A 25,265-nucleotide genomic window follows, 5' to 3' on the forward strand; every position below is an offset into this window, starting at 1 on the left:
CGGACAGGCCAACACGCCATGATCACATCCCGTCATGGCGAGGCCGACCAACGACACGCCGGTCTGTCGCGGCGCCAGACACTGGCGGCGCTGCTCGCCCTTGGGCTGTGCCCGGGGGCGGTGCTTGCCGGCGCGCCCGAGTCGCCCAGAGTAGTGACGCTCTTTCAGGGTGCGACCGATACCGCGGTCGCGCTCGGGGTCATCCCGGTCGGGGCGGTGCTGTCCTGGCAGGACCCGCCGGTCTACCCCTACCTGCGCACCGCGCTTGCCGAGACGACCATCGTCGGCCTCGAGACCCAGCCAAGTCTTGAAGACATTGCCGTTTTGTCACCCACGCTGATCGTGGCGTCGCGCTTTCGCCACCAGCGCATCGCGCCGCTGCTGTCGCGCATCGCGCCGGTGGTGATGCTCGAGGACATCTACCGCTTCGAGACCACGCTCGAGCGTATGGCGCAGGCCCTGAACCAACAGGCGCAGGCCGATCGGCTGATGGCGCAGTACCACGCACGCGTGACCATGCTGCGGGCACGCCTTGCCGCCCACTTCGGGCAGGCGTGGCCGCTGACGGTGTCGCTGATCGACATTCGCGCCGATCAGGTTCGAAGCTATCTGCCCGGAAGCTTTGCCGGACGGGTACTGAGCGATCTCGGCTTTCACTGGACCGAGACCGCCCGCACCGCCCACGGCATCCTCTTGAAGCTCGGCGGCGTCGAAAGCCTGCCGGCGCTCGATGCCGGGCTGTTTTTCGTCATGCGCCACAGCGCCGGGCCGGCGGTTCGCGCCCATGAACAGCGCCTGATGTCGCATCCGCTCTGGCAGCGCATGCGCGCGCCGAGCACAGGCCGCGTGTACTCGGTCGACCCGGTGGCCTGGAGCCTGTCGGGCGGCATTCTGGGCGTGTTCGATCTGCTGGATTCGATCGAGCAGCAGGTTCTGGAGGCCCGCGCCGCATGAGCACACGCATTCGCCTGTTTCTACTTGTGGCCACGCTCCTGATCGCGGCGCTGTCGAGCCTGATGGTCGGCGCCCACTGGATCGGCCCGGCAACGGCGCTCAAGGGGTTGATTGCCCCTGCCCCCGAGGCGGTCGATCAACTGATCGTTCGAAGCTCACGCCTGCCCCGTACGGTGATCGCAATGGTGGTCGGCGCAAGCCTTGCCGTGGCCGGCGCCCTGATGCAGACCCTGACCCGCAACCCGCTCGCCTCACCGGGGCTTTTGGGCATCAACGCGGGTGCCACCTTCGCGGTGGTGCTTTTGGTCGCCTGGGCCGGAAGCGCCTCGCTTGCGGCGTGGTCGCTGGGGGCCTTTCTCGGCGCGGCGCTCGCGGCGATGCTTGTGTGGTGGGTCGCCATGCGCGGCGGCGCAAGCAGCCACGGCCCGCTGCGACTGGTATTGGCCGGCGCGGCGCTCTCGGCGCTGTTCACCGCGTTCAGTCAGGCGCTTCTGGTCATCGACCAGCAGGGGCTCGATACGGTGCTGTTCTGGCTGGCGGGCGCCGTGGATGGTCGCGCGCCTTCAGAGCTTGCGCCGCTGATGGCGGTGGCGCTTGCCGCCGGACTCGGCTGCATCCCCTTGACGCGGGCGATGAACGTGCTCGCCGCCGGCGAGTCGATGGCGCGCGGACTCGGCATCAAGGTCCACCGGCTTCAGGCCCTGATGGTGGGGCTGGTGGTGGCGCTTTCGGGGGCGTCGGTGGCCATGGCCGGCAACATCACCTTCGTCGGGCTGATCGTGCCGCACATGGCGCGGCGCCTGTTGCCCGCCGATCACCGCATCTTTTTGCCCGGCTGCGCGCTGCTCGGCGCGACGCTTTTGATCGTGGCCGACGTCATTGGTCGAAGCGTCGCCCAGCCGCGGGAAATCCCGGTGGGGGTCATGACGGCCCTGATCGGCGCGCCGATGTTCATTGCGCTGTTGAACCGCCAGAGGTCTGCCCATGGCTGAGCGCGTCCTTCGAAGACCGGGCTTTTCCCGCCGGCTCGACCTGGCCCCGTGGCGCCGGGTGCTGGTGGTTGTGCTGGTGCTTCTGGCCGTGGCGGCAGGCTCCCTTGCCACCGGCAAGGTGCCGCTCGGGCGCGAGCAGCTTCTGGCACTTTTTGAGGGCGCACACACTTCCGTTCGCATCATCGTGCTGGAGCTCAGGCTACCGCGGCTGGTGCTCGGGGCGCTGGTCGGCGGTTTGCTGGCGCTGTCGGGGTGGCTTTTCCAGCAGATCATGCGCAACGCGCTCGCCTCGCCGGACATTCTGGGCGTCACCAGCGGCGCAAGTGCCGCGGCGGTCAGTTATCTGGCGTGGCTTGCGGTGCCGCTGGGCGCCTGGGGCGTACCGTTTGCCGCCATGATCGGCGCCGTGGGCGCGGCCGGGCTGATCTACGCGCTGGCATGGTCACGCGGGGTGACGCCGATCCGGCTGGTGTTGACCGGCATCGGAGTCTCGGCTGCGCTCGGGGCGGTGACCACCTTCGTGCTGGCGTTCAGCCCGCTGACCACCACGCTGTCGGCCTATGTCTGGCTGACCGGAAGCGTCTACGGGGCCAACTGGCACGATGTCGGCACACTCACCCTGTGGGCGGTCGTTTTGATCCTGCCGCTTGCGATCAAGATGCGCTTTGCGGTACTGGCCGCGCTGGATGACGCCCTCGCCACCGGCCTCGGCGTTCGCGTCCAGCGCCAGCGGGCGATGCTTTTGGCGCTGGCGGCCGCGATGGCGGGGGTGGCGATCGCGGCCGGCGGTGCGTTCGCCTTTGTCGGATTGATCGCCCCGCATCTGGCCCGGCGCGTCTCTCGTGCCGTCGGGGCGTCGCAGGCCGTGCTGTCGGTGCTTTGGGGGGCGCTTTTGGTGGTGAGCGCCGACTGGATCGCACGCACCGTGTTTCTACCGCTGGATCTGCCGGCGGGTATTTTTGTCGCGGCGCTCGGGGCGCCGTTCTTTCTCTGGTTATTGCTGCGCGAGGCACGGTGAGGTCATGGCAACGGTAGCGGCCCACGACGTGAGCGTGGGGTATCAAAAACAGCGCATTCTCGATCAATTGAGCGTCGAGCTGCCCGAGGGGCAGATCTCGGTGCTGGTGGGCAGCAACGGCTGCGGCAAGAGTACGCTTTTGAAAACGCTGGCTCGGCTCTTGTCGCCCTGGTCCGGCCAGGTGCTGCTCGATGGCACCGCCATTCATGAGCTGCCGACGCAGGCCGTCGCGCGGCGCCTTGCGCTGTTGCCCCAGCACCCGGTCGCGCCCGAGGGCATCACCGTGCGCCAGCTGGTCAGTCTCGGCCGCCACCCGCATCAAAGCTGGTTCGAGCAGTGGCGCGAGGAGGACGAGCGCTGCGTCGAGGAGGCACTTGCCCACACCGGGCTTTCGGCGCTTTCCGAGCGCGGGGTGGATACGCTCTCGGGCGGTCAGCGCCAGCGCGCGTGGATCGCGCTGACGGTCGCCCAGAATACGCCACTGCTGCTGCTCGACGAGCCGACGTCGTTTCTCGATCTGACCCACCAGATGGAGGTGCTGGAGCTTTTACAGACGCTGAACCGGGATCAGGGCAAGACCGTGGTGATGGTTTTGCACGACCTCAATCTGGCCGCGCGCTACGCCGACCATATCGTGGCCATCAAGGAAGGCCGAGTGCATGCGCAGGGCGCGCCTGCCGAGATTTTCACCGCCGAACGGATTCACGAGGTATTTGGACTGTCATGTCGCATCATTACCGACCCCTATTTCAATACGCCGCTGTGCATCCCGTTCGGCGCCGGGTTCCCCGCGTGACCCGGCGGCTGGAGCGCACGCCGAGCCCCGATGACCCGGGATTCACCCACGCGCAGCGCACGTTTCTGACCGAGACGCTTCGGCTCACGCCGCTTGGGCAGGCCGACGAGACCGCGATGACGGTTCTTGATCTGTGTGACACGGCCCAGTGCGCAAGGGCGCTGGACGCCCTCGCCCCGCGCATCGGAGCGCCGAGTCGCCGAGTGGCGGCCTCGCTTCTCGGTAAGCGTCTGTCGTTTCTGTTGACCGGCGCCTGCCTCTACGCGCTTTCTGCCTGCAACCGGGCGCTTGTGGTGTCGCCGGACGCGTGTCTGATCGAGCTAAGTCACGACGGCACACGCTGGGTGTCGAGCCTTCCGTTGAGCGACACCCACGGAACACCTCTGCCCGACGGCACCGAGCGCGGACCGGCACGGGACCGGGTCATCGAGCGGCTATTTACCGAGGTGATCGCGCCGCTCTGGCGAAGCTTTCATGAGGCAAGCGGCGTGCCGCCGCGCATGCTGTGGGAAAATACCGCCGTGCGGGTGTACTCGCTCTACGAGCGGCGTCTTGATCAACTCACCGATCCAGCCGACCGGGCGCGCTGCAAGGCCGATTTCGACCGGCTCCTCACCGCGCCGGCGGCGCTCTTTGGGGCACCGTTCAATCCCATTGCCCGCTTTCATCACGCGCCGGTTGCGCTGTGCGACGGCCAAAAGCAGCGCTATCGAAAGACCTGCTGCCTGTACTTTCAGGCAACACATCCGGCTGAATACTGCCAGAGCTGCCCGCTGCTCAAGCCCTTGTCCGCGTGAGCTCGCTCCCCTTTCGAACGTGAGGTACCGATGAGCTATCAGATTGCCCCGCGCGTAGGCCTTGACCCTGACCTGATCGAGGCCTGGCGCCAGGTGCCGACCTCGACCCTCGGCCACCTGACCCACGAAGGCTACCTGCACGGCCTGCGCCCACTGGGCGACGGGCGAGCGCTTACGGGCCCGGCGCTGACGGTTGAAGTCGACGCCCGCGACAGCCGCGTACTGCGTGAGGCGCTGATCATGGCGCAGCCCGGCGACGTGCTGGTGGTGCTCGACCATGACCGGCATCTCGGGCGGGCCTGCTTCGGCGAATTACGCGCGCTGGCCGCCGAGGTCAAGGGGCTCGCGGGCGTGGTCGTCATCGGCCATCTGACCGATGTGGCCGCCCTTCGCTCGATGCGCCTGCCGCTGTATCACCTGGGCGTCAGCGCCCTGACCATTCACGCTCAAACGCGCTTTGGGCGCCTCAACGCGCCCCTGACGGTCGGTGACCTTCACATCGCCCCCGGTGATCTGATGCACGGCGACGATGACGGGTTGTTTGCGCTTGCGCCCGAGCGCGCGAAGACGCTGCTTCCGGCCGCGCTCGAGCAGGAAGCGCTTGATCGTACACGCCGCGCGGAGCTTCTGGCCAAGCGCCGCGACTCGGCCAGCGCATCGACGTAACGGGTCGTGCGCGACCCTCTGTATTACAGTCACACGACCCTCTGACTACGATCACACAACCCTCTGACCACACTCCAAGGAAAAGACCATGAAACTCTGGGGACGCGCCAATTCCACCAACGTACGCAAGGCGCTGTGGTGCGCCTTCGAGCTTGAGCTCACGCCCGAGCACATCGAGGTGGGCGGCGCCTTTGGCGGGGTGGATACGCCCGAGTACCGAGCGATGAATCCGAACGGGCTGGTGCCGTGCCTCGAGGACGGCGCGCTGGTGCTGTGGGAATCCAACACCATCGTGCGCTACCTTGCCCGGCAGTACGGCGCGGCGCCGTTTACGCCGGACAGCGCGGTCGCGTGGGCAGAAGCCGAGAAATGGATGGACTGGGCCTCACTCGCCTTTGCCGAGCCATTCAAGCAGCTTTTCTGGAACCGAGTGCGGCAAACACCGGAGACCCGCGACAGTGAGGCGATGGAACGGGGCCGGCTCGAGTGCGCACGGCTGATGGGCATCGCCGATGACGCCCTTGCAAGGCGCGCCTTTCTGGCCGGCGACACGCTGACGGTGGCTGACATTCCGCTGGGGTGTCTGGCGTATGCGTGGTTTTCGATGCCGATCGAGCGGCCTGAACTCCCGCACCTGGCGGCCTGGTACGCGCGCCTCTCAGCTCGGCCCGCGTTCCAGCGCGCCGTGATGACGCCGCTGACCTGACCCTTGATCCGCAGTTAGCGTCGTCTAGCCACCGTCACTTACAACCTCATCGAACACCGCCAGAAACGCCTGGGCGTCGCTGTCACTGAAAAAGCACAGCGTGACCTGAAGCTCGGGATAGTCCGGCAGGTTTTCGGCCATCACCTGGCAAACGATTCGAGCGGCGGCCTCAAACGGGTAGCCGTAGATGCCGGTGGAAATGGCGGGAAACGCAAGGCTCGTGCAGCCGTTATCAGCAGCAAGCGCCAGGCTTTTGCGGTAACAGTTCGCGAGTAGGTGTGACTTGTCTTTCGTTTTGGCGTAGACCGGCCCGACGGTATGAATCACGTAGCGCACCGGCAGCGAATACCCCGGCGTCAGCGCGACCTCGCCATCGGGCAGGCCATCCGGCCAGCGTTGGCGGCGAGCCTCCTTGCAGGCCTCGAGCAGTTCAGGCCCGGCCGCGCGATGAATCGCGCCGTCGACGCCGCCGCCGCCCATCAGGGAATGGTTGGCGGCGTTGACGATCGCATCGACCTCAAGGCAGGTGATGTCGCCGGTCGTCCAGTTCAGTTGGTCGGTCCATGCCGTACTCATGAGGCGCTCCTGTGCGTTATCCAAAAACGGCCCAGGCCAGGGCCTGTCTTCGGTCTAGTCGACACAGGCGCACATCGCTACCGCGCACAGCCTCGAGGCGTCTCAGTGCGCCTCGACCGCAGAACGCCCCTTGATGAACGACCGCGCAAGCATCAAGTACGCCACCGACGCGCACACCGCCATCATCAGCACGATCGCCTCGAGCGAATGCGGCAGCACCGCGGACAGCCCGCTCAAAACGCCCGCAACGCCAAACTGGGCCGCGCCCAGAAGCGCGGCGGCTGTACCGCCGCTGGTGGGAAAGAACTCCAGAAAGCAGGCCTGAATGTTGGGAGAAACCGCCCCCATCGAACCGATGGTCAGCATCATCGCCGGCAGGAAGGCGACCAGCGGCCAGTCCATGAAGGCCGCCATCAGCAACAGCACCATGCCCACCGCCTGACAGCACGTGGCCAGTTGCAGGATGCGAAGCGAGGGCAGGCGCGACAGCAGCACCCGGTTCAGGATGTTGAACACCAGCATGGTGACGATGTTGGCGGCGAACAGCATCGAAAATGCGGCCGGCGTCTGTTCGAAGTGGCCCTGATAGATCAGCGAGGCGTAGGTGACAAACATCATCATCATCGAAAACGCTGCAGCCTGCCACGCAATGAACGGCAGCGCAGGTTTGGTCGTCAGCACCAGCTTATAGCGCGCAAGCAGGCTCATCTGTGGGCTCTTGGCCCGAGACACCTTGCCCTTGCCGGTAAAGATCACCCGCACCAGCAGCGGCACCAGCAGCAGCGCATACGCTGCCAGCGCATAGAAAATATAGTGCCAGGAGCCAAGCGCGAGAATCGCGCTGCCCACACTCGGCGCCACCCCCGGCGCCAGCACCATGATGAAGCCCATCAGCGAGAACAGCTTCGCCGCATCGCGGCCGGCCACGCGGTCACGGACCAGCGCCGGCACCGACACCAGTGTCCAGCCGGCGCCAAAGGCCTGGATCGCCCGCCCGCCGAGCAGCACTTCAAGCGACTCGGCCTGGCCGATAATGAGGCTCGCCACGGCAAAGATCGCCAGCCCGCTCATTAGAATGCGCTGGCGCCCGAAGCGGTCCGACAGCGCCCCGCCGATCAGCTGGCCGAAGGCGATCGCGAACACATACACCGACACGCTCAGAGAGACCGCCTGCTGGGAGACCCCGAGCGAGTCACCGATGGCCGGAAACGCCGGCAGATAGGTATCCATGGAAAATGGGCCCAGCATCATGGTCAGCGCCAGGCTCAACACCACGATAAAGGGCGTCTTGGAGTGGGACATGAGAACTCGCAGTGAAATGGCTTATTTGATTGATAAAGTCAACGACATGATACCGGCCCATCCCGCGTTCGGCTAGCCGAGCCGGGCCTGGATCACAGGGGTCGCTTGCGTCGAACCATGAGGGCGACTATCCCTTAGGGGTGAGCAAACGCTCATGACTAAAGTCTAAACACGATAGTCTAAATACGATGCGCAGGATGCGCATCACTTAACCGATCAGGGAGATCGATCATGGTCAGCACCCCGAAGATTCACGCTCAGAAGCAACGCCTGCCCGGCCTTGAATCCGAAATGACGCCGATACCCGAGGTCATTCGTGACAGCTACCGCGGCAGCGGCAAGCTCGAGGGCAAAATCGCCTTGATTACCGGCGGCGACAGCGGCATCGGCCGGTCCACCGCCGTGCATTTTGCCCGCGAAGGCGCACATGTGGCCTTTACCTATCTGGCGGAAGAAAAGAGCGACGCCGATGAAACCGTGCGCCTGATCGAGGCCGAAGGCCAGAAGGCGCTCGCCATCGAGGCCGATCTGCGCGAGCGCGCCACCTGCGACGCCGTCATCCAGCAAACGCTCGACACCTTCGGCGGGCTCAATACGCTGGTCAACAACGCCGGCACCCAGCAGATCAACGAAGACATGACCACGCTGTCCGATGAGCAGTGGAAAACGACGTTCGAAACCAACGTCGATAGCCTGTTCTACATGAGCCGCGCAGCCCTTCCCCATCTGGGCGAGGATGACACCATCATCAACAACGCCTCGATCAACGCCTACATCGGCCCGCAGAGCCTGATCGATTACAGCGCGACCAAGGGCGCCATCATCAGCTTTACCCGCGCGCTTTCGAATCAGGTCGTCGGCCGCGGCGTGCGCGTCAACGCCGTCGCCCCCGGCCCTGTCTGGACGCCGCTCCAGCCGGCCACCATCGGCGCCTACGACCCCGAGAAACTTGAAGGCTTTGGCGAAATCACCCCGATGGGTCGCGCCGGCCAGCCGTTCGAACTCGGCCCCTGCTTCGTCTTTCTCGCCGCGCTCGATTCCTCCTTCATCAGCGGCCAGACCCTGCACCCGAACGGCGGCACCGTCGTCAACGGCTGAATGCATCAAATGATTGATCAAAAAAGCAGCGCCAAGGCGCTGCTTTTTGGCGTTGGATCACGCATCAGGCAATATGGGTAGATACGCCTGCCTCCACCCTGGTATTGCCATGAGCCCCATTCACATTCGCGCCCTCGAACCCAAGGATATCCCCGCGGTTCACGCCCTTTATTCGCAACCTGCCCTTCAGCGCAACACGCTGGGGTTGCCGTACCTGCCGGCCTCAGTGTGGGAAGAAAAAATGGCCGCCGGGCCGGGCAAGCATCTATTGGTCGCAACGCTTGAAGGGCGCTTAGTCGGGCAGATCAGCCTGCTGGTGGAAGAGCACCGCCCGCGCCGGCGCCACGTTGGAAGCCTTGGTATGGGCGTGGACGAAACTCACCACGGCAAGGGCATCGGCACTCGGCTTCTTGGGGCGGCGCTGGAACTTGCCGATGACTGGCTGGGCCTGACCCGGCTCGAGCTGAACGTCTACTCGGACAACGCCGCCGCCATCGCGCTTTATTCCCGCGCAGGCTTCGAGGAAGAAGGCCGCCACCGCCACTACGCTCGCCGCGACGGTGTGCTGGTCGATGCGCTGACGATGGCGCGGGTGCGTGCGAACTAGGCTTTTTCAGGCGTCAACGGGTCGACCGCTCGCGGCGCCATAATCCTTGGGCACTCAGCGCTGAGAATCATCGCCGCGGGCCTTTTGCGGTGACGACGCGTCAAACCATTGTGGCCAGGAACTTTGATGGCGCGCGTCGGCGTCCACGCACGGAATCAGACGCTCCGTCAGCACCTGCGTCTGCCCTATGGCCTTGGCTGTCCTGTATTTGACGCTGTGGATGCACTCGCGATCGCCGAACTCACAGCGGTTGAGCCGCGTCCCGCCGCAGGGCCCGTTCGCAAGCCCCTTGGGGCAGGTCTCCGGGCAGATGTATAACGTGTCTTCAAGTCGGCACGTCCCGCAGGTATCACACCCGACCGTGGGCCGTTTAAGCCCCCGCTCCACTCGATGAAGCCAGACTTTGCCGCGCGGCGTTTGCCAGACGTTGCGCGTGAGCAGCCAGCCCCACCCCCTGCTCAGCGGATTGGTGCAGCTGAACAGCAGTGAATGAGCCGCCGACAGCGCGTGGTAGCGAACGCGCTCCGTTCGGGTCGCGCGCGAGCGCGACTCGCCCAGCCGCCAGTCGGCTTCTTCTGGATGAAACGTCACCTCGGCCACCCCCGGCATCTGCCAGCTTCTCGCCCAGGCGACGCGCCACTGCTCGAGCGTCTGAATTTCTGGCTTCAAGGCCTTGATCGTTTGTTCAAGCGTATGCAGCTGTTCCGGGGTGTGAATGCCCGAGAGATGAATGCCGGCATACCCCATCAATTCAAGCCCGATGATCTGCACGCCAAGGCGGGTAAGGCTGCGTTCACGGGCATAGGCCGGGGAGACCGCCGCTTCTGCGGCCAGCAGCGCGTGCATCGACGGGGTAACCGTAACGCCTGGAACGTGCTCCAAAAGCGTGGCGCTTCGGGCGGTCAACGCCATCACGCAGGCCAGAAGCGGCACAGGTGCAGGGCGCTGTTGCATCCACGTTTGGGCTTCCTGGTGCTTTTGCGCGTCGAACCCCAGCTGCAGGGTCAGAAAATCGGCCCCGGCCAGGAGCTTCTTGTCGGCCTTGAAGTACTGCGCCCCACCTTCGTCTTCCTGGTACTTGAACGGATTCAAGGCAGCGCCAAGCAGCCAGTTCGGCCTGGCCTTTCTGACAATCTGCAGGGCAGAGACGGATTCCAGATAACGCACGGGCTGACCGGGCTCATGACCTGGAACCCGGTCGCCGGTCAGTATCAATAGCTGATCCAGACCGGCGGCGTCCATTCGGTCCAGCTGCTCAAGCAGTGCGCGCCGCTCACGGTTCTTGCCGGAAAAATGAAGCAGGGTCGGAAAGGGGTGTGCCGCTCTTGAAAACGTCTCCGGCGGTGAGAGGTCATCACTGCTGCTGACGCGGTCGGCGATGGCCCCGACCATCGGCCAGCCACACAGCGTTGAGCGCTGCATGATGTGTTCAAAGCCCGGCAGGCGATCGGCAGAGCGTCTCGGAACAAACTCGACAACGCACACGAACCGGTGTTCGTTAAGTGCTTTTCTCAACATGATCGCTGCCCTTTTGCTGCTGGATTAAGCGCATCACCCAGCCTGAATCAAACATAATCGAACAACGAAAGAGCCTGGCAAGGCCGGCCCAGCGTCGACAAACATGAATTAAATTCAAATGAAACTTGAAAATATTCAGTTTGTTTCATGTTTACAGCTCATCGACAATACCGCTCACACGCCCATCAGCACCCCCCCCTCACCGAATTGGAAAGCGCGTGGCCATTGCATGAGCGCCGCGCCGCTTCAATGACCGAGGCGGCGATAGGCCAGCACCGCAGGCCGACCAACAACGAACAGAAACGGCTTCGGGCAAACGACGAGTTTCAGGAATCAGGAGTGCAGGTCGCCATGAGCGAAGAGTTTACCTTTACCATCAAGCGCATCGGCTTCAATGAGCATTATCGCCCGTCAGACAGTACGCGCACGACCACCAATTTCGCCAACCTGGCCCGAGGAGAGAAACGCCAGGAGAATCTGCGCAAAACGCTCACCATGATCAATAACCGCTTCAATGCGCTGGCGCACTGGGACAACCCGGAAGGCAATCGCTACAGCGTCGAGCTGGATATCGTCTCCGTTGAGATGACAATCCACGCCGCACGTGCCGGCAATGCGCTGCCATTGATCGAAATTCTGAAGACCACCATTGTCGATCACCGAACTGGTGAGCGCATCGAGGGCGTCGCGGGCAACAACTTTTCCTCGTATGTCCGGGACTACGATTTCAGCGTCGTGCTGTCAGAGCACAACAGGAACCGAGCCACGTTCAGTGTGCCGGACAATTTTGGAACGCTGCACGGCAATTTGTTCACGTCCTTCGTGAACTCGAGCACGTACAGGCACCACTTCACGAAGCCGCCGATCATCTGCATCAGCGTCTCCAGCAGCAAGACCTACCATCGAACCGAAAACCGGCATCCGGTGCTCGGCGTCGAGTATCAGCAAAATGACGCCTCACTGACCGACGCGTATTTCAAGAAGATGGGCTTGAGCGTTCGCTATTTCATGCCGGAGGGCAGCGTCGCGCCGCTAGCCTTCTATTTCTTTGGCGACCTGCTCAACGAGTACACCAATCTGGAACTCATCAGCACCATCAGCACGATGGATACGTTCCAGAAGATCTACCGCCCCGAAATCTATAACGCGAACTCCGCGGCCGGGCGTGCCTACACGCCACGTCTTGACCACTCGGACTATTCACTGACCCCGATTGTCTACGACCGCGAAGAACGCAGCCGATTGGGCGTCGAGCAGGGCAAGTTTGCCGAAGAGCACTTCATCAAGCCCTACAAGCCGTTTCTTGACCAGTGGTCTGCACGCCCTTCCTGCTGATTTTCCATCCACTGATTTCCTACCGATAAGGCCGTTCACCATGAAGAACTGGTTACCCACCTCCACGGCAGGCAGCTTGCCAAAACCCGCCTGGCTTGCCGAGCCTGAAACGCTCTGGTCACCCTGGAAGCTGGAAGGACAAGAGCTGCTGGATGGCAAGCAGGACGCGCTGCGTCTGTCGCTGCACGAACAGCAGCTCGCTGGCATCGATATCGTCAGCGACGGCGAGCAGACGCGTCAGCATTTCGTGACCACGTTCATCGAGCACCTCAGTGGCGTCGATTTCGAGCAGCGCAAGACCGTCAAGATTCGCGACCGCTATGACGCCAGCGTACCCTCGGTGGTCGGCCCTGTCGCGCGCGAGAAACCGGTCTTCGTCGACGATGCCAGGTTCCTGCGAAAGCAAACCGAAAAGCCGATCAAGTGGGCTCTGCCCGGCCCCATGACCATGGTCGATACGCTGTACGACAACCACTACAAGAGCCGCGAAACGCTGGCCTGGGAGTTCGCCAAGGCGCTCAATCAGGAAGCTCGGGAGCTGGCCGCCGCCGGCGTCGACATCATTCAATTCGATGAGCCCGCATTCAACGTCTTCTTCGATGAGGTGAACGACTGGGGCATCGCGGCGCTCGAAAAGGCCATCGAAGGGCTTGAATGCGAGACCGCGGTTCATATCTGCTATGGCTATGGCATCAAGGCCAACACCGACTGGAAAAAGACCCTGGGGTCGCAGTGGCGCCAGTATGAGGAGATTTTCCCCAAGCTTCAGGCGTCAAACATCGACATCGTCTCGCTCGAGTGCCAGAACTCACACGTCCCGATGGAACTGATCGAGCTCATCCGCGGCAAGAAAGTGATGGTCGGCGCGATCGACGTGGCCACCCACACCGTCGAAACGCCTGAAGAGGTCGCCGAAACCCTGCGAAAGGCCCTGCAATTCGTGGATGCCGACAAACTGTATCCCTGCACCAACTGCGGCATGACCCCCTTGCCGCGCGCGGTGGCACGCGGCAAGTTGAGCGCCTTGAGCGCAGGCGCGGACCTCGTTCGAAACGAGCTTGCCCTCTGATCACAGGGGGTCTGAAACGCCCGGATTTTCTGACGGCGGTTAGAATCGAGTCAGGTCTCAGCGGTCTGTATGGCCGCATAAAAAACCCGGCGCCATGGGCGCCGGGTTTTGTTTGACGTCGTCTCGCCTGAACGCGGGCTTAGACGTCGAAGCGGTCGTGCATCATGACCTTGTTCCAGGCCGCCACGAAGTCACGCACCAGCTTCTCGTGACCGCCCTTCTGGGCGTAGAACTCGGCAAGCTGACGCAGCTGAGAGTTGGCGCCGAAGATCAGATCGCAACGTGTCGCCTTGAACTTCGTCTCGCCTGACTTGCGATCGTTGAGCGTAAATTCCAGCCCTTCGGAATCCACCTTTTTCCACTCGAAATCGGGTGAGGTCAGACTCAGGAAGAAGTCGTTGGTCAACACACCCGGACGGTCGGTGAAGACACCGTGCTGGTGATAGGCGCCCTTCGCATTGACGTCGAGCACACGCAGGCCACCCACCAGAGCGGTCCATTCAGGCGCTGACAGACCCAGCAGGGCCGCACGATCCATGAAGATCTCTTCCGGCGAGACGTTGTAGGTGATGTCATCGCGATGGAAGTTGCGGAAACCGTCGGAGACCGGTTCGAGCCAGCGGAAGGTCTGTACGTCGGTCTGTTCGGCGGTGGCGTCATTGCGGCCCGGCGTAAAGGGCACTTCAACGGAAACACCGGCATCGCTGGCCGCCTTTTCAACTGCCGCACAGCCGCCCAGCACGATCAGATCCGCCAGCGAGACCTTCTTGTTACCACTCTGGGCACCATCGAAGTCACGCTTGATGCCTTCCAGTACGTTGAGCACCGTCGAAAGGTCATCCGGATTATTGACCGGCCAATCCTTCATCGGCGCCAGACGAATGCGGGCACCGTCGGCACCACCGCGCTTGTCGGAAGTACGGAAGGTGGAAGCGGAGCCCCAGGCCACGGCGGCCAGCTGGGAGACACTGACGTCGCTGTCGAGAATGCGACGCTTGAGATCGGCAATGTCACCGGCATCGACGAGGTCAAAGTCGACGGCCGGGATCGGGTCCTGCCAGATCAGATCTTCCTGCGGAACTTCCGGGCCGAGATAACGCGCCTTCGGCCCCATGTCACGGTGAGTCAGCTTGTACCAGGCACGCGCGAAGGCGTCTGTGAAGTAGTCAAAGTCCTCGAGAAACTTCTCGCAGATCTTGCGATAGGACGGATCGACCTTCAGGGCGATGTCGGAAGTCATCATCATCAGCGGATGATCGACGCCTTCAAGGTGCGCGTCCGGCGTACGCGGGGCGTTCTTGTCGACCGGCGTCCACTGCAGGGCGCCTGCAGGGCTTTTCGTCTGCTCCCATTCGAAGTTGAACAGGTTCTCGAGATAGCTGTTGTCCCACTGGATCGGGTTCTGCGTCCAGGAACCTTCGATCCCGTTGGTCATGGTGTCTTCGGCATTACCCTTGCCGCGCGGGTTGTGCCAGCCAAGCCCCTGGGCTTCCATCGGGGCGCCTTCAGGTGCGAAGCCGATCTGGTCCGGCGGGGTCATGCCGTGGGATTTACCGAAGGCGTGACCGCCGGCGATCAGCGCCACGGTCTCTTCATCATTCATCGCCATGCGGCCGAAAGTGATGCGAATATCGGCTGCGGAGTCTTCCGGGATGCCCTTTTTGGCGGAGCCTTCCGGATCGACGTAGATCAGGTTGGAGTTGGAGGCCGCCAGCGGCGCTTCGAGATCGTAGTTCTCATCGCCGGCTTCCCCGGTCCAGCGCAGGTCACGGTTGACCATCTGATCCGGATGGCCTTCGAACGGACCATGCGGCGCATCCTCGGCCTTCTTGCCATACCAGGATTCAGGGCCCCAGTAGGTCAGATTATCCGGCTCCCAGGCATCGATACGACCACCGGCGAAGCCGTAGGTGGGGAAGCCCATGATCTCCAGCGAGCAGTTACCGGTGAGCACGATCAAATCCGCCCAGGAAAGCGCGGCGCCGTATTTCTGCTTGATCGGCCACAAAAGACGCCGGGACTTGTCGATGTTGCCGTTGTCCCACCAGCTATTGATCGGGGCAAAGCGCTGCATGGCTTCACCTGCGCCACCGCGACCATCGGCGATGCGATAGGTGCCAGCGGAGTGCCACGCCATGCGAATCATCTGCGGGCCGTAGTTGCCGTAATCCGAAGGCCACCAGTCCTGTGATGAGGTCAAAAGCGCCTTGATGTCCTTTTTGACCTCGGCCAGATCCAGTTGATTGAAGGCCTCGGCGTAGTTGAAATCCTCATCCTGCGGATTGGCTTCGCGCGGGTCCTGATGCAGCAGCTCTACCTTGAGCCGATTGGGCCACCAGTGGTCGGTGGTGGGCGCTGAACCGGCAGCACCGCCCACTGAATTGCCAGCAAACGGGCACTTGCCGCCGATCTTGATCTCTTCGCTCATGCTGTATGTCCTTAACGTCGTTTTTTCTATCGCCGATAGGTCCTGGCACCGGTATCACCGAAGACGATGTGTCGATGGCTAGGTACGACGTGCCTTCGCCGCCGCCCTCTGGTGTGATTGCCGATACCTGAGGATAGATTGACTCGGAAGTGCGCGCGCGCTTTCGGCGATGAATTCTCGCTAACCATTCGTTCAACGCACGCTATGCATCGGCGCTAGCGAGGAAGTCGATGACACCCTTGCCCGCGCGCGGTGGTGCAAAAAATCGAGCGCCTTGAGCGCAGGCGCTGACCTCGTTCGAAACGAGCTGGCCCTCTAATGCTTGGCAGTCTCGAACGCATTTGACGGCTGAGCTTATTGTATAAGAGAGCCGCCCGAAGGCGGCGTTCTGGTCGATGCGCTGACGATGACGCGGGGGCGCGAGGGGTAGATGCTGACACCGAGGCACGCGAACGGGCCGACATGACGGCATCGGCCCATTCGCGCATCACCTTACTGCGTTGAGAAGCTATACACCGTGCGCGAGCGGTAGGTGTCGCCCGGGCTCAATAGTGTCGAGGGAAAGGCACTCTGGTTGGGCGAGTCGGGGTAGTGCTGAGTCTCGAGCGCGAAGCCGCTTCGATGCCCGTAGGGCCGGCCGGATTTGCCGGTCAATGTGCCATCGAGGAAATTGCCGGAATAGAACTGAATGCCCGGCTCCGTGGTCGAGACCTCCATTACCCGCCCGCTGTCCGGCGCAATGACCCGCGCGGCGAGCCGCATGGCGTTGCCATCTGCGGCGCGCTTGAGCACGAAGTTGTGGTCGTAGCCCTTGCCGCGCTCGAGCTGGGTGGTGTTCTGATCGATACGCGCACCGATCGCCATCGGCTCTGTGAAGTCGAATGGCGTGCCCTGAACCGGGGTGATGTCCCCCGTGGGAATCAGGGTGGCATCGACCGGGGTAAAGGCGTCGGCGTTGATCATCAACTGGTGATCGAGCACCGAACCGCTGCCCTCACCGTTCAGATTGAAGTAGCTGTGCTGGGTCAGATTGACCGGGGTGGTTTTGGTGGTGGTCGCGCGGTAATCGATGACAAGCTGATTGGCGTCGGTCAGCGTATAGGTCACAGTCGTTGCAAGCTGCCCGGGGTAGCCTCCGTCACCGTCCGGGCTGGTGTAGGTCAGTACCACACCACTTCCCTCGGCGTTATCAAAGGGCGTTGCGTGCCACAGCACGCGGCTGAACCCCGTGTCGCCGCCGTGCAGATGGTTGGGGCCGTCGTTTTTGGCAAGCGTGTAGGTGTGGCCGTCGATCTCGAACTGCCCACCGGCGATGCGGTTGCCGTAGCGGCCGATCACGGCGCCGAAGTACGGATTGGCGCGCTGATACGCCGTCGAGAGGTAGTTTGAGAGCGAATCGAAACCAAGCACGACATCCTCGAGCGTGCCGCGCCTGTCCGGCACATCGAGCGAGGTAATGATGCCGCCATAGTCGGTCACTGTCATGGCCATGCCCTGATCATTGACGATGCGGTAAAGCGTTGCCGTTCGGCCATCGGGCAGCGTGCCGAACGTCGACTGCTCGACGGCGGCGTGCGGGTGTGTCTCGGAGGTGTCGGCCTGCACACCCGGCGCCGAAAGAACACAGGCACTCAGGGCCAGAGAGACAAGGGACGGTTTCAAGATCATCAGAGCGCTCCTGCGGGGCGACTGCGCGGGCAGTCGTGTTGTTGTTTGAGTGTTTTTTTGATCATGTCGTTGTTTGAACGCGCGGCCTTGATCACGCTAGGTCAGTCGATCAGCGCCTACTAATACCGCTTTTGCCGCTTACCGATGCCCGTTCGGGTATTTCGGCCCCCCTTCTAGCGCGCGCATATCATGTCGAGGCCACAGAGGGTCTGGCGTGCCGGGCAGAATGTGGGATTCAAGGCCTCGGCACACGGCTTCGACGAAGGCGTAGTACAGCAAGGGGCCGTGACGCGCGCGCGACCGGCTGTGGATAAGACAACGTCGATCACATCGGGCGTGGACGGATACAAAAACAGAGACCGCACTTATCTAAAGTGGCATTGCCCAGCGGGTCTTGAATGACGAGGTTGGTGGCTCACAATAACGACTTCCGGGAACACGCCGTCATGCCCTTCAAGCCCCCTTTCGTCACCGACCGCGCGACGCACGCCACACCGCGCCCCGCTCGACGCACGTTTTTGAAAACCCTCGGCCTCGCCTCTGCCGCGCTGACGCTTGTGCCGAGGGCCTGGGCACAGGCGAGCCCCTCGACCCACGGCACGCCCTCGACCCACGGCACGCCCGCGACACGCGCCGTCTACATCGGCACCTACACCGCGCCCCATACGGCACCGGGCGGCACCGAGACCAGCACGGCCAAGGGGATCTACGTGTTCAAGATGAACCCCGACAATGGCCACCTCTCGCAGATTCAGGTGCTCGACACCGACAGCCCCTCCTTTCTTGCCGTGGCGCCCTCCGAGCGGTTTCTCTACAGCGTCAATGAGCTCGGCACCGACGACAGCGGCGCGCCGCTCGGGCGAGTCAGCGCGTACCGCATCGATCAAACGACCGGCCGGCTGACCCTTTTGAATACACGCCCGGCCCACGGCGCCTGGACATGCCACTGCAGCGTGCATCCCTCCGGCAACCATCTTTTCGCCGCCAACTACGGCAACGGCACCATCTCGGTCTATCCGCTGCTTGAAAATGGCGAAGTCGGCGAGCTGTCCGATCAGGTCACGCTGACCGGCAACGGCGCAGGGCCGGACGGCGTGCGCCAGGAAGGCGCCCACGCGCACATGATGGTGGCCAACCCCGGTGGCCAGCACATGTACGGCATCGACCTCGGCGGCGACAGGATCACGACGTGGCAGTTCGACGCCAGTGCCGGCACGCTGACACCCGGCCCCGTGCCCTTCGCCAACGTGGCCTCCGGCAGCGGGCCGCGCCACATGGTGTTTCATCCAAACGACACTCAGGCCTACGTGATCAATGAACTGTCCTCGACCATCGATGTGTTCGACGTACAGCCCGAGCGCGGCGCCTTGATCTGGAAGCAGTCGATCTCAACGCTTCCGGAAAACACCCCCTTCGTTCGCCCCGCTGCAAACCCGGAAAACCCAGGTGAAGTGCCCTCGGGCACCAACACTACCGCCGAGATTCGCATTCACCCCTCGGGCCGCTGGCTCTACGCCACCAACCGCGGCATGAATACGATCGCGCTGTACACGGTCGATCAGACCACCGGCACCCTTCGACACAACGGCTGGAGTGACACCAAGGGCGAGATTCCCCGCGGCATGAACCTCGACCCGAGCGGAAATATCCTTTACGTCGGCAACCAGAACTCGAACAGCATCGCGGTGTTCCACATCGACTCAGGCACCGGCAAGCTGTCGCTGTCGGGCGTTCAGGAAAGCCCGGTACCGGTCGACGTCGCCTTTGGCCCGGTGCTTGGCTAACGTGCCGACAGCCCCGAGCGCTGCGCCGGCGCTCGGGTCGAACACTCAGCGCGCGTTCAACCGCAAAAGCCCGACCAGCGCGAGGGCGGCAAGCGCGGCCACAAGCCCCGTGAACAAAAGGCCTGCCGACTTGAGTCCCATGAGCGTTGCCGCCACGCCAAGCCCCACCACCGGCAGTGAAATCGCGATGTAGGCCACCACGAACAACAGCGCCGTGACCTCGCCACGCTGAGCCTCGGGGCTTTGGCGGGCAAGTGTGGTAATGCTTGCCCCGAACGCGCCGCCCTGGCCCACGCCTGCAATCAGAGCGCTTGCGATCAACGCCCGGAACGATTCAAGCGCCACGGCCCCAAAAAGACAGGCCACCCCAAGCACCAGTACAGCGGTCGAGAGCGGCAGCCGCGTGGTGTCGGAAAGCGTTCGCTGAAGCACCTGCCCAAGGGTCGAGCCGATGAAGAGCACGAAAATGGCCGCTCCCACGATCAGGTGATTGTCGACGTGCAACAGCGTGCCCATCAGATTCGGCACCAGTGACGTAAAAAGCCCCATCACGCAAAAGCCCGCGAAGCAGGCGATCGAGGCCGGCACGAACACCGAGCGCACCGCGCTCGGTACGCTGAAGGATTGCCGATGAAACCGTGGGCACTCGGGCCGGTTCACGGTTTCCGGGCAGCGCCACAGGAAAACGCCTGCCAGCATGATCAGCGCCGTATGCAAAACGTAGGGCACCACCAAGGGCGCAGGCAGGCACTCGGCCAGCACGCCGGCCGTGAGCGGGCCAAGCCCGAGCCCGCCCATGTTGGCCGCAGTTGCAATGATTGCCGCCCGGCTCTTGAGCGCCTCGGGGGCCAGCTCGATCACGGCAATCGTTGCGGTCGCGGTAAAAAGCCCCGCCGACAGCCCCGATAAAAACCGCCCCGCCAGCAGCGGCCACAGACCGCCGCCTGCAATGAAGAACACGTTGCTCAAAAGCGCACAGAACAGCCCACCGAAAAGCACCGGGCGACGGCCGACCTGATCCGACCACGGCCCGCAGAGCACCAGCGCCGCCAGCACCCCGACGGCGTAGGTGGCGAAAATAACGGTCACCATCAGTGAGGAAAAATCGAAGCGCTGCTCGTAGATCGGATACAGCGGCGCGGGCAGGGTCGTGCCAAGCATCGTGACGGTAAACACGAACGCGATGGCCACAAGGTATCGGGCATCGCGGGCCGAGGGAGTCACTCGCTTTTGCATATCTGTCTCGATTCCTTCTTGCTCGAATCCTTGGTTATCGAACCACGACGTAGACCAATCTCGGCATGGTACGCCTGGAAGATGCCGCTGCGAGTGCGGTCTTACCCCGGGGGCGTGCCTTGATGCGCTTCGGTTAAATCAATCGGCACGAACGCGAACGACAAGACGTGCGACAATAGTCTAAAGACACCTACCATAGCGCACTGCCCATGACATTACACACCACGGCCTCACCGCCTCCCGCCCGCATTGCCTGGATCGACGCCGCCAAGGGGGCATGCATTTTCATGGTCATTCTCTGGCACGTCGCCACCGGTGCCTTCAATGAAGCGATCTACAACGACCTGCCGCTGGACGTGTACTGGACCGGGCTTCTGACGCTGTTTCAGCCGCTTCGAATGCCGCTCTTTTTTGTCATTTCCGGCTTTCTGGCGCACTCGGCCATTACCAGACGACCATGGGGTCAGAGCCTGACCTCGCGCATTCTGATGCTGGGCTGGCTTTATATCCTGTGGGCCTCGATTCTTTTGATCTATAGAACCTGGCTGGTCGGCGCATTTGCGCCCGAGCAACTCGAGATCGCGATCACCGGGCCCATCGACTACCTCGCGCATCTGCTGCTGGCCGACAATACGATCTGGTATCTGTATGCGCTGGTGATCTACTTCACGCTCTGCAAGGCGCTCAAGGCGCAGCCTGTTGTCCTGCTCGGCGGCCTGTTCCTGCTCTATCTCGGCGCCGACCGACTTACCGACATCACCAATTTCTCGAAGCTGATTGGCTACGGGTTCTTCTACGCCGCTGGCTGTTTCGGCAAGCCCTGGATCGAGCGTTTTTACGCCGATGTGAACGTGAAACGCCTTCTTGGCACCCTGATCGTCTTGCCCATCGTGATGCTTACCGGGCGCCAGTTCGATCTGTTCTATCACCCGGTCACTCAATTTCTGATGTCGTGCCTGATGGTGTCGGTCAGTATCGACATGCTGAGCCTGCTGCTGAAACGGTGGTCGCTTGGCTGGTTTCAGGCACTCGGCAAGCAGACGCTTCCGGTGTACGTGCTGCATATGCTGCTGATCTACCCGATGGCGCTCGCATTCTCGACGCTCGCCGTGGATACCCAGCAAGGCACACTGCTCTTTGCGAGCTTACCGCTGCTGTTGGGATTTGCAGTGCTCGGGCTGTCTCTTGGGATCTATCACGTACTCAATCGCGGCCCGATGAAGGCGCTGTTCGACCTGCCAAAACTGTCGATGCAACGCTCGGTTCAGGAGTGAATGCTCAATAAAGAGCGATCGTCACGTATCGGCCGCGCGATCCGGCAAGGTCGATACGCTGTCACTCAAGCGGCGCAGCCCCCCTATCAAAGGACGTATTCAACACGCTCGAGCGAGGCATCCAAACACACGCCGGGGGCTCTGGTATGATGAGCCGCGTTCATTTCCCTGCCCAGGAGCCCCGATGACCACCGCCCCCCAGACCCTGACGATTCGCCGCCCCGACGATTGGCACCTGCACCTGCGCGATGGCGACACGCTCGCGACCGTGCTGCCCTACACCAGCAGCGTCTTCGGCCGCGCCATCGTGATGCCGAACCTGGTGCCACCGATCACCACCCTCGAGATGGGACGGGACTACCGCACGCGCATTCTGAACGCGCTGCCCGCAGGGCACGATTTCACTCCGCTGATGACCTGCTATCTGAACACCAGCGTCACATCCGAGACCCTGAGTCAGGGGCATGCGGAGGGGCTTTTTACCGCCGCCAAGCTGTACCCGGCCAACGCCACTACCAATTCCCAGTACGGCGTCAAGAACATCACCGACGTCTACCCGCTTCTGGAAACGCTTCAGCGCCTTGGCATGCCGCTTCTGATCCACGGGGAAGTCACCCGTAATGACATCGACATCTTCGACCGCGAGAAGTACTTCATCGATGAAGTGATGACGGATATCCGCCGCCAGTTCCCCGAGCTCAAGGTGGTGTTCGAGCACATCACCACCCGGGACGCCGCGCAGTTCGTCGAGGCAGGCGATGACTACCTCGGCGCGACGCTCACCCCGCAGCATCTGGCGCAGAACCGCAACGATATGCTGGTCGGCGGCATTCGCCCGCACCTTTATTGCCTGCCGATTCTCAAGCGCGCCGAGCACCAGCAGGCGCTGAGAAAGGCGGCCACCAGCGGCAACCCGCGTTTCTTCCTCGGCACCGACTCCGCCCCGCACGTGGCGGCCGCCAAGGAGTGCGGCTGCGGCTGCGCGGGCGTGTTCAATACCACTGCGGCGCTGTCGGTCTACGCCGATGTGTTCGAGCAGGAAGGCAAGCTCGAGCACTTCGAGGCGTTCTGCTCCGAAAACGGCCCGAACTTCTACGGCCTGCCGCTCAATGACGGACGCGTCACCCTGACCCGCACCCCGACGGCCATGCCGGAGCGCGTGGGCAGCGGCGAGCAGACGTTCGTGCCCTACAAGGCCGGCGAGGAGCTGACCTGGTCGGTCACGCGCGACTGAGCAAAAGAGTGCTCAATCACGCGCGCCGATCGGTGCGGGTGACGTAGCGCTCGACCAGATCCAGCGCCGACGTCCAGGGGTCCTTTTCAAGCGCATAGGGCCGGTCGACCGCGGGCATCTTCAAAAGCGGCCCGTCGGGCGCAGTCATCCGCGGCCAGTTCGGCAAACCGTTGCCATTGGGGTCGCCGGTGCGGGCGAAATTGACCAGGTAGGCGTGGAAATCCGCAGCGGCCTGTCGGTCCGCGTCATCGAGCGTCGTTGGGTCGAAGCGGGTATCGAGGGTGTCGAAGGCGTAGGGCACATCGGTCGCGTGCGGCGCGCCGTTCCAGTCGCCACGCTTTTCGTTCGCCACATGGCCGAAGCGGTAGAACCAGGTCGGCTGGTTGTGTTCGAGGGCCTTGCGGGCGATGAAACGCGCCGGCTCGTTCATCTTCTCGTCACGACCAAGCGCCCGGGCAAGATCACTGAGCGAGCGGGTGCCGTCCGGGTCGTATTCGGCGCGCACCTGTTCGGCGATCGAGCCGAACCGTGCAAACAGCGCCTCCTTGGTGTCCGCGGTCATCGAGCCGAGGTCGTTGTCGGTGGTGCCGATCATCAGCGGCACCTTCGCCTGCTGCCCGCGCTCGAAGCGCTCCGCGACCGGCGCCACCACCGTTTGCCCATCGATGAACGGCCCGCCGACGTAGTCGTGCTGACGCGCCCGCACACCGGGCAGCGTCATCATGTTCAACTCCCCAACGATGGCCTCGGCCGGCAGCGCTCTGAGCCTTGAGAGCGCATCGGTGTCGCGGCCTTCGATGCCGTGCGACGTGGCAAACTTAAGCCCGAACGCCTCGGCACTCCTGGGCGGCTTGCCGGTGTCGTCGTCGGCCGAGGTGCGCGGGTAGGCCGAGTTCATCAGATCCCGACCGCCGCCGGACATCACGATGGCGCGCTGGAACAGCGCCTGCGACTCGGGCTGGCTCGCCAGCTGCAGCACCGAATTGCCACCGGCGGATTCACCGAACACGGTGACGTTGTTCGGGTCGCCCCCAATGCGGGAAATATTGCGCTGCACCCACTCGAGCGCCTTTTTCTGGTCCATCAGCCCGAAGTTGCCCTTCGGCCCGACCTCTCCCTCAAGCGCCGGGTGATCGAAAAAGCCGAACCGCCCGAGGCGATAGTTGATGCTCACCAGCACCACCCCATCGCGGGCAAAGCGCTCGCCGTTGTAGATCTCGCTGGCCCCGCCGCCATTGACGAAGCCGCCGCCGTGAATCCAGACCATGACCGGGTGCTTTTCCTGATCGTCTCGCGGCTGCCAGACGTTCAAATACAAGCAGTCTTCCGACAGGTTGTCGTAGATCGGTGCCTCATCGCCGTCCATCGGTTTTTGCAGGCAGCTCGGCGCGAACTGGGTCGCATCGCGTACGCCCTCCCAGGGCGTCACGTCCTGCGGGGCGCGCCAGCGGTTCTCGCCCACCGGCGGCGTGGCAAAGGGAATGCCCTTGAACACGGTAGCGTGCTCGGTGTGAGCGCCCTTGACGGCGCCCTCTTCAAATCGTGTCATCGTTGCCTCCGAAGCGTTGGCCGTCGCCACGCTCATCCATGAAAGCGCAACTGCTGCAAGCGCTAGTGCTGTCCGTCGCATTCACTACATCCTGGCGTATCCGGTTAAACGCTACGACTATCGTCTATCGACTCGGTTCCTGAGGCGTGTGAAGAAATCGCCGTGCGCTTGAGCGCTCACGCTGAGACCGCCTTTACTAGAGCCTGTACTAGAGTGGGGAGGCCTCTCTCGAACAAGGAGCGTTTGAATGGCCGCTTACCAAACCTCGCACCGCACCGTCTTCAGCACCCACCCGCTGAACGCCGAGCCCGATATCGCCCGTCTGGGCGCGCACTGGCATCAGGCAACGCTTACCCGCGAGCCCGACGCCCGCTGGGGCTGGCCACTCTGGCAGATAGCGCTTGAGTTTGATCCGGGCACTCACGAAGTGGTGGTGCGCGCCTTCGATGGCGCCGGCCAGACCCAGCCGGCCCCCCCGCGCGAGCTGGAACGCGAAAGGGTATCTCTGCGCCTCGTGGCACCGGATCACACTCACCGTCGAGTGAGCGCTTGGAGGATCAGGCAAGAAATACGGAGAAACGGATTTGGCAAATCGACCTTGGTCTACCATGCTTTAAGGCGAACGGTTTTCATTAGCGCATCACAAGGAGCGTGCTGA

General features: G+C 63.0%; 22 protein-coding genes. 15 read left to right on the forward strand and 7 right to left on the reverse strand.

Translation table 11 applies throughout. The features are described from left to right. Positions 1 to 18: 18 nt before the first annotated feature. From NAT49_RS08415 to NAT49_RS08445, 7 genes are all read left to right on the forward strand, one after another. Complete coding sequence (locus tag NAT49_RS08415; protein WP_251593164.1) at positions 19 to 954, forward strand: ABC transporter substrate-binding protein; 936 nt, start codon at positions 19 to 21, stop codon at positions 952 to 954. Further along, positions 951 to 1,946 (forward strand): FecCD family ABC transporter permease, encoded by a 996-nt coding sequence (locus NAT49_RS08420; protein ID WP_251593166.1) that lies wholly within the window; start codon positions 951 to 953, stop codon positions 1,944 to 1,946. The genes NAT49_RS08415 and NAT49_RS08420 overlap by 4 nt, the downstream gene beginning before the upstream one ends. Beyond that, positions 1,939 to 2,964 (forward strand): FecCD family ABC transporter permease, encoded by a 1,026-nt coding sequence (locus NAT49_RS08425; protein ID WP_251593168.1) that lies wholly within the window; start codon positions 1,939 to 1,941, stop codon positions 2,962 to 2,964. The genes NAT49_RS08420 and NAT49_RS08425 overlap by 8 nt, the downstream gene beginning before the upstream one ends. A 4-nt stretch (positions 2,965 to 2,968) precedes the next feature. Further along, complete coding sequence (locus NAT49_RS08430; RefSeq protein WP_251593169.1) at positions 2,969 to 3,760, forward strand: ABC transporter ATP-binding protein; 792 nt, start codon at positions 2,969 to 2,971, stop codon at positions 3,758 to 3,760. Continuing rightward, entirely contained in the window at positions 3,757 to 4,557 is an 801-nt protein-coding gene (locus NAT49_RS08435; protein ID WP_251593171.1) for an IucA/IucC family C-terminal-domain containing protein, read from the forward strand. The genes NAT49_RS08430 and NAT49_RS08435 overlap by 4 nt, the downstream gene beginning before the upstream one ends. A gap of 30 nt (positions 4,558 to 4,587) precedes the next feature. Next, positions 4,588 to 5,223, forward strand: coding sequence for an RraA family protein (locus NAT49_RS08440; RefSeq protein WP_251593173.1), 636 nt, complete (start codon positions 4,588 to 4,590; stop codon positions 5,221 to 5,223). 88 nt (positions 5,224 to 5,311) lie between these two features. Beyond that, complete coding sequence (locus NAT49_RS08445) at positions 5,312 to 5,929, forward strand: glutathione S-transferase family protein (protein WP_251593174.1); 618 nt, start codon at positions 5,312 to 5,314, stop codon at positions 5,927 to 5,929. A gap of 24 nt (positions 5,930 to 5,953) precedes the next feature. Here the strand turns inward: NAT49_RS08445 and NAT49_RS08450 are convergent, their stop codons facing one another. After that, positions 5,954 to 6,505 (reverse strand): O-acetyl-ADP-ribose deacetylase, encoded by a 552-nt coding sequence (locus NAT49_RS08450; RefSeq protein ID WP_251593176.1) that lies wholly within the window; start codon positions 6,503 to 6,505, stop codon positions 5,954 to 5,956. 102 nt (positions 6,506 to 6,607) lie between these two features. Further along, positions 6,608 to 7,807 carry a Bcr/CflA family efflux MFS transporter gene (locus tag NAT49_RS08455; protein ID WP_251593178.1) on the reverse strand — a complete coding sequence of 400 codons (1,200 nt, stop codon included), beginning with the start codon at positions 7,805 to 7,807 and terminating at the stop codon, positions 6,608 to 6,610. Positions 7,808 to 8,038: 231 nt separating this feature from the next. On the opposite strand from NAT49_RS08455, the gene NAT49_RS08460 reads away from it, so the two are divergent. Together NAT49_RS08460 and NAT49_RS08465 are read left to right on the forward strand one after the other, a co-directional pair. Further along, positions 8,039 to 8,905 (forward strand): SDR family oxidoreductase, encoded by an 867-nt coding sequence (locus NAT49_RS08460; protein WP_251593180.1) that lies wholly within the window; start codon positions 8,039 to 8,041, stop codon positions 8,903 to 8,905. A gap of 109 nt (positions 8,906 to 9,014) precedes the next feature. Next, positions 9,015 to 9,512, forward strand: a complete 498-nt coding sequence (locus NAT49_RS08465) for a GNAT family N-acetyltransferase (protein ID WP_251593182.1) — start codon at positions 9,015 to 9,017, stop codon at positions 9,510 to 9,512. 54 nt (positions 9,513 to 9,566) lie between these two features. Here NAT49_RS08465 and NAT49_RS08470 read toward each other — a convergent pair whose 3' ends face one another. After that, positions 9,567 to 11,030, reverse strand: coding sequence for a methylenetetrahydrofolate reductase C-terminal domain-containing protein (locus NAT49_RS08470; protein WP_251593184.1), 1,464 nt, complete (start codon positions 11,028 to 11,030; stop codon positions 9,567 to 9,569). Positions 11,031 to 11,381: 351 nt separating this feature from the next. On the opposite strand from NAT49_RS08470, the gene NAT49_RS08475 reads away from it, so the two are divergent. After that, positions 11,382 to 12,365, forward strand: coding sequence for a DUF1852 domain-containing protein (locus NAT49_RS08475; protein WP_251593186.1), 984 nt, complete (start codon positions 11,382 to 11,384; stop codon positions 12,363 to 12,365). Between the two features lie 40 nt (positions 12,366 to 12,405). Next, positions 12,406 to 13,434 carry a methionine synthase gene (locus tag NAT49_RS08480; protein ID WP_251593191.1) on the forward strand — a complete coding sequence of 343 codons (1,029 nt, stop codon included), beginning with the start codon at positions 12,406 to 12,408 and terminating at the stop codon, positions 13,432 to 13,434. Positions 13,435 to 13,573: 139 nt separating this feature from the next. On the opposite strand, the gene katG is transcribed toward NAT49_RS08480, so the two are convergent. After that, the gene (katG, locus tag NAT49_RS08485; protein ID WP_251593194.1) at positions 13,574 to 15,862 is read right to left on the reverse strand and encodes a catalase/peroxidase HPI; all 2,289 of its coding nucleotides are present in this window, start codon (positions 15,860 to 15,862) and stop codon (positions 13,574 to 13,576) included. A gap of 492 nt (positions 15,863 to 16,354) precedes the next feature. Then, positions 16,355 to 17,530, reverse strand: coding sequence for an aldose epimerase family protein (locus NAT49_RS08490; RefSeq protein ID WP_251593195.1), 1,176 nt, complete (start codon positions 17,528 to 17,530; stop codon positions 16,355 to 16,357). 410 nt (positions 17,531 to 17,940) lie between these two features. On the opposite strand from NAT49_RS08490, the gene NAT49_RS08495 reads away from it, so the two are divergent. Continuing rightward, the gene (locus NAT49_RS08495) at positions 17,941 to 19,314 is read left to right on the forward strand and encodes a lactonase family protein (RefSeq protein WP_251593196.1); all 1,374 of its coding nucleotides are present in this window, start codon (positions 17,941 to 17,943) and stop codon (positions 19,312 to 19,314) included. A gap of 45 nt (positions 19,315 to 19,359) precedes the next feature. Here NAT49_RS08495 and NAT49_RS08500 read toward each other — a convergent pair whose 3' ends face one another. Next, positions 19,360 to 20,550, reverse strand: a complete 1,191-nt coding sequence (locus NAT49_RS08500) for an MFS transporter (RefSeq protein ID WP_251593197.1) — start codon at positions 20,548 to 20,550, stop codon at positions 19,360 to 19,362. A 209-nt stretch (positions 20,551 to 20,759) separates the two neighbouring features. Here NAT49_RS08500 and NAT49_RS08505 point away from each other — a divergent pair, with 209 nt between their 5' ends. Both NAT49_RS08505 and pyrC read left to right on the forward strand, forming a co-directional pair. After that, positions 20,760 to 21,824, forward strand: coding sequence for an acyltransferase family protein (locus NAT49_RS08505; protein ID WP_251593198.1), 1,065 nt, complete (start codon positions 20,760 to 20,762; stop codon positions 21,822 to 21,824). Positions 21,825 to 22,008: 184 nt separating this feature from the next. Then, on the forward strand, positions 22,009 to 23,058 hold the full coding sequence (gene pyrC / locus NAT49_RS08510; protein WP_251593200.1) for a dihydroorotase: 1,050 nt from the start codon (positions 22,009 to 22,011) through the stop codon (positions 23,056 to 23,058). 16 nt (positions 23,059 to 23,074) lie between these two features. Here pyrC and NAT49_RS08515 read toward each other — a convergent pair whose 3' ends face one another. Beyond that, on the reverse strand, positions 23,075 to 24,607 hold the full coding sequence (locus NAT49_RS08515; protein ID WP_251593202.1) for a carboxylesterase/lipase family protein: 1,533 nt from the start codon (positions 24,605 to 24,607) through the stop codon (positions 23,075 to 23,077). 247 nt (positions 24,608 to 24,854) lie between these two features. On the opposite strand from NAT49_RS08515, the gene NAT49_RS08520 reads away from it, so the two are divergent. Further along, positions 24,855 to 25,265 carry a hypothetical protein gene (locus NAT49_RS08520; RefSeq protein ID WP_251593203.1) on the forward strand — a complete coding sequence of 137 codons (411 nt, stop codon included), beginning with the start codon at positions 24,855 to 24,857 and terminating at the stop codon, positions 25,263 to 25,265.

The organism is Larsenimonas suaedae, from assembly GCF_023712105.1.
GTDB classification, from domain to species: domain Bacteria; phylum Pseudomonadota; class Gammaproteobacteria; order Pseudomonadales; family Halomonadaceae; genus Larsenimonas; species Larsenimonas suaedae.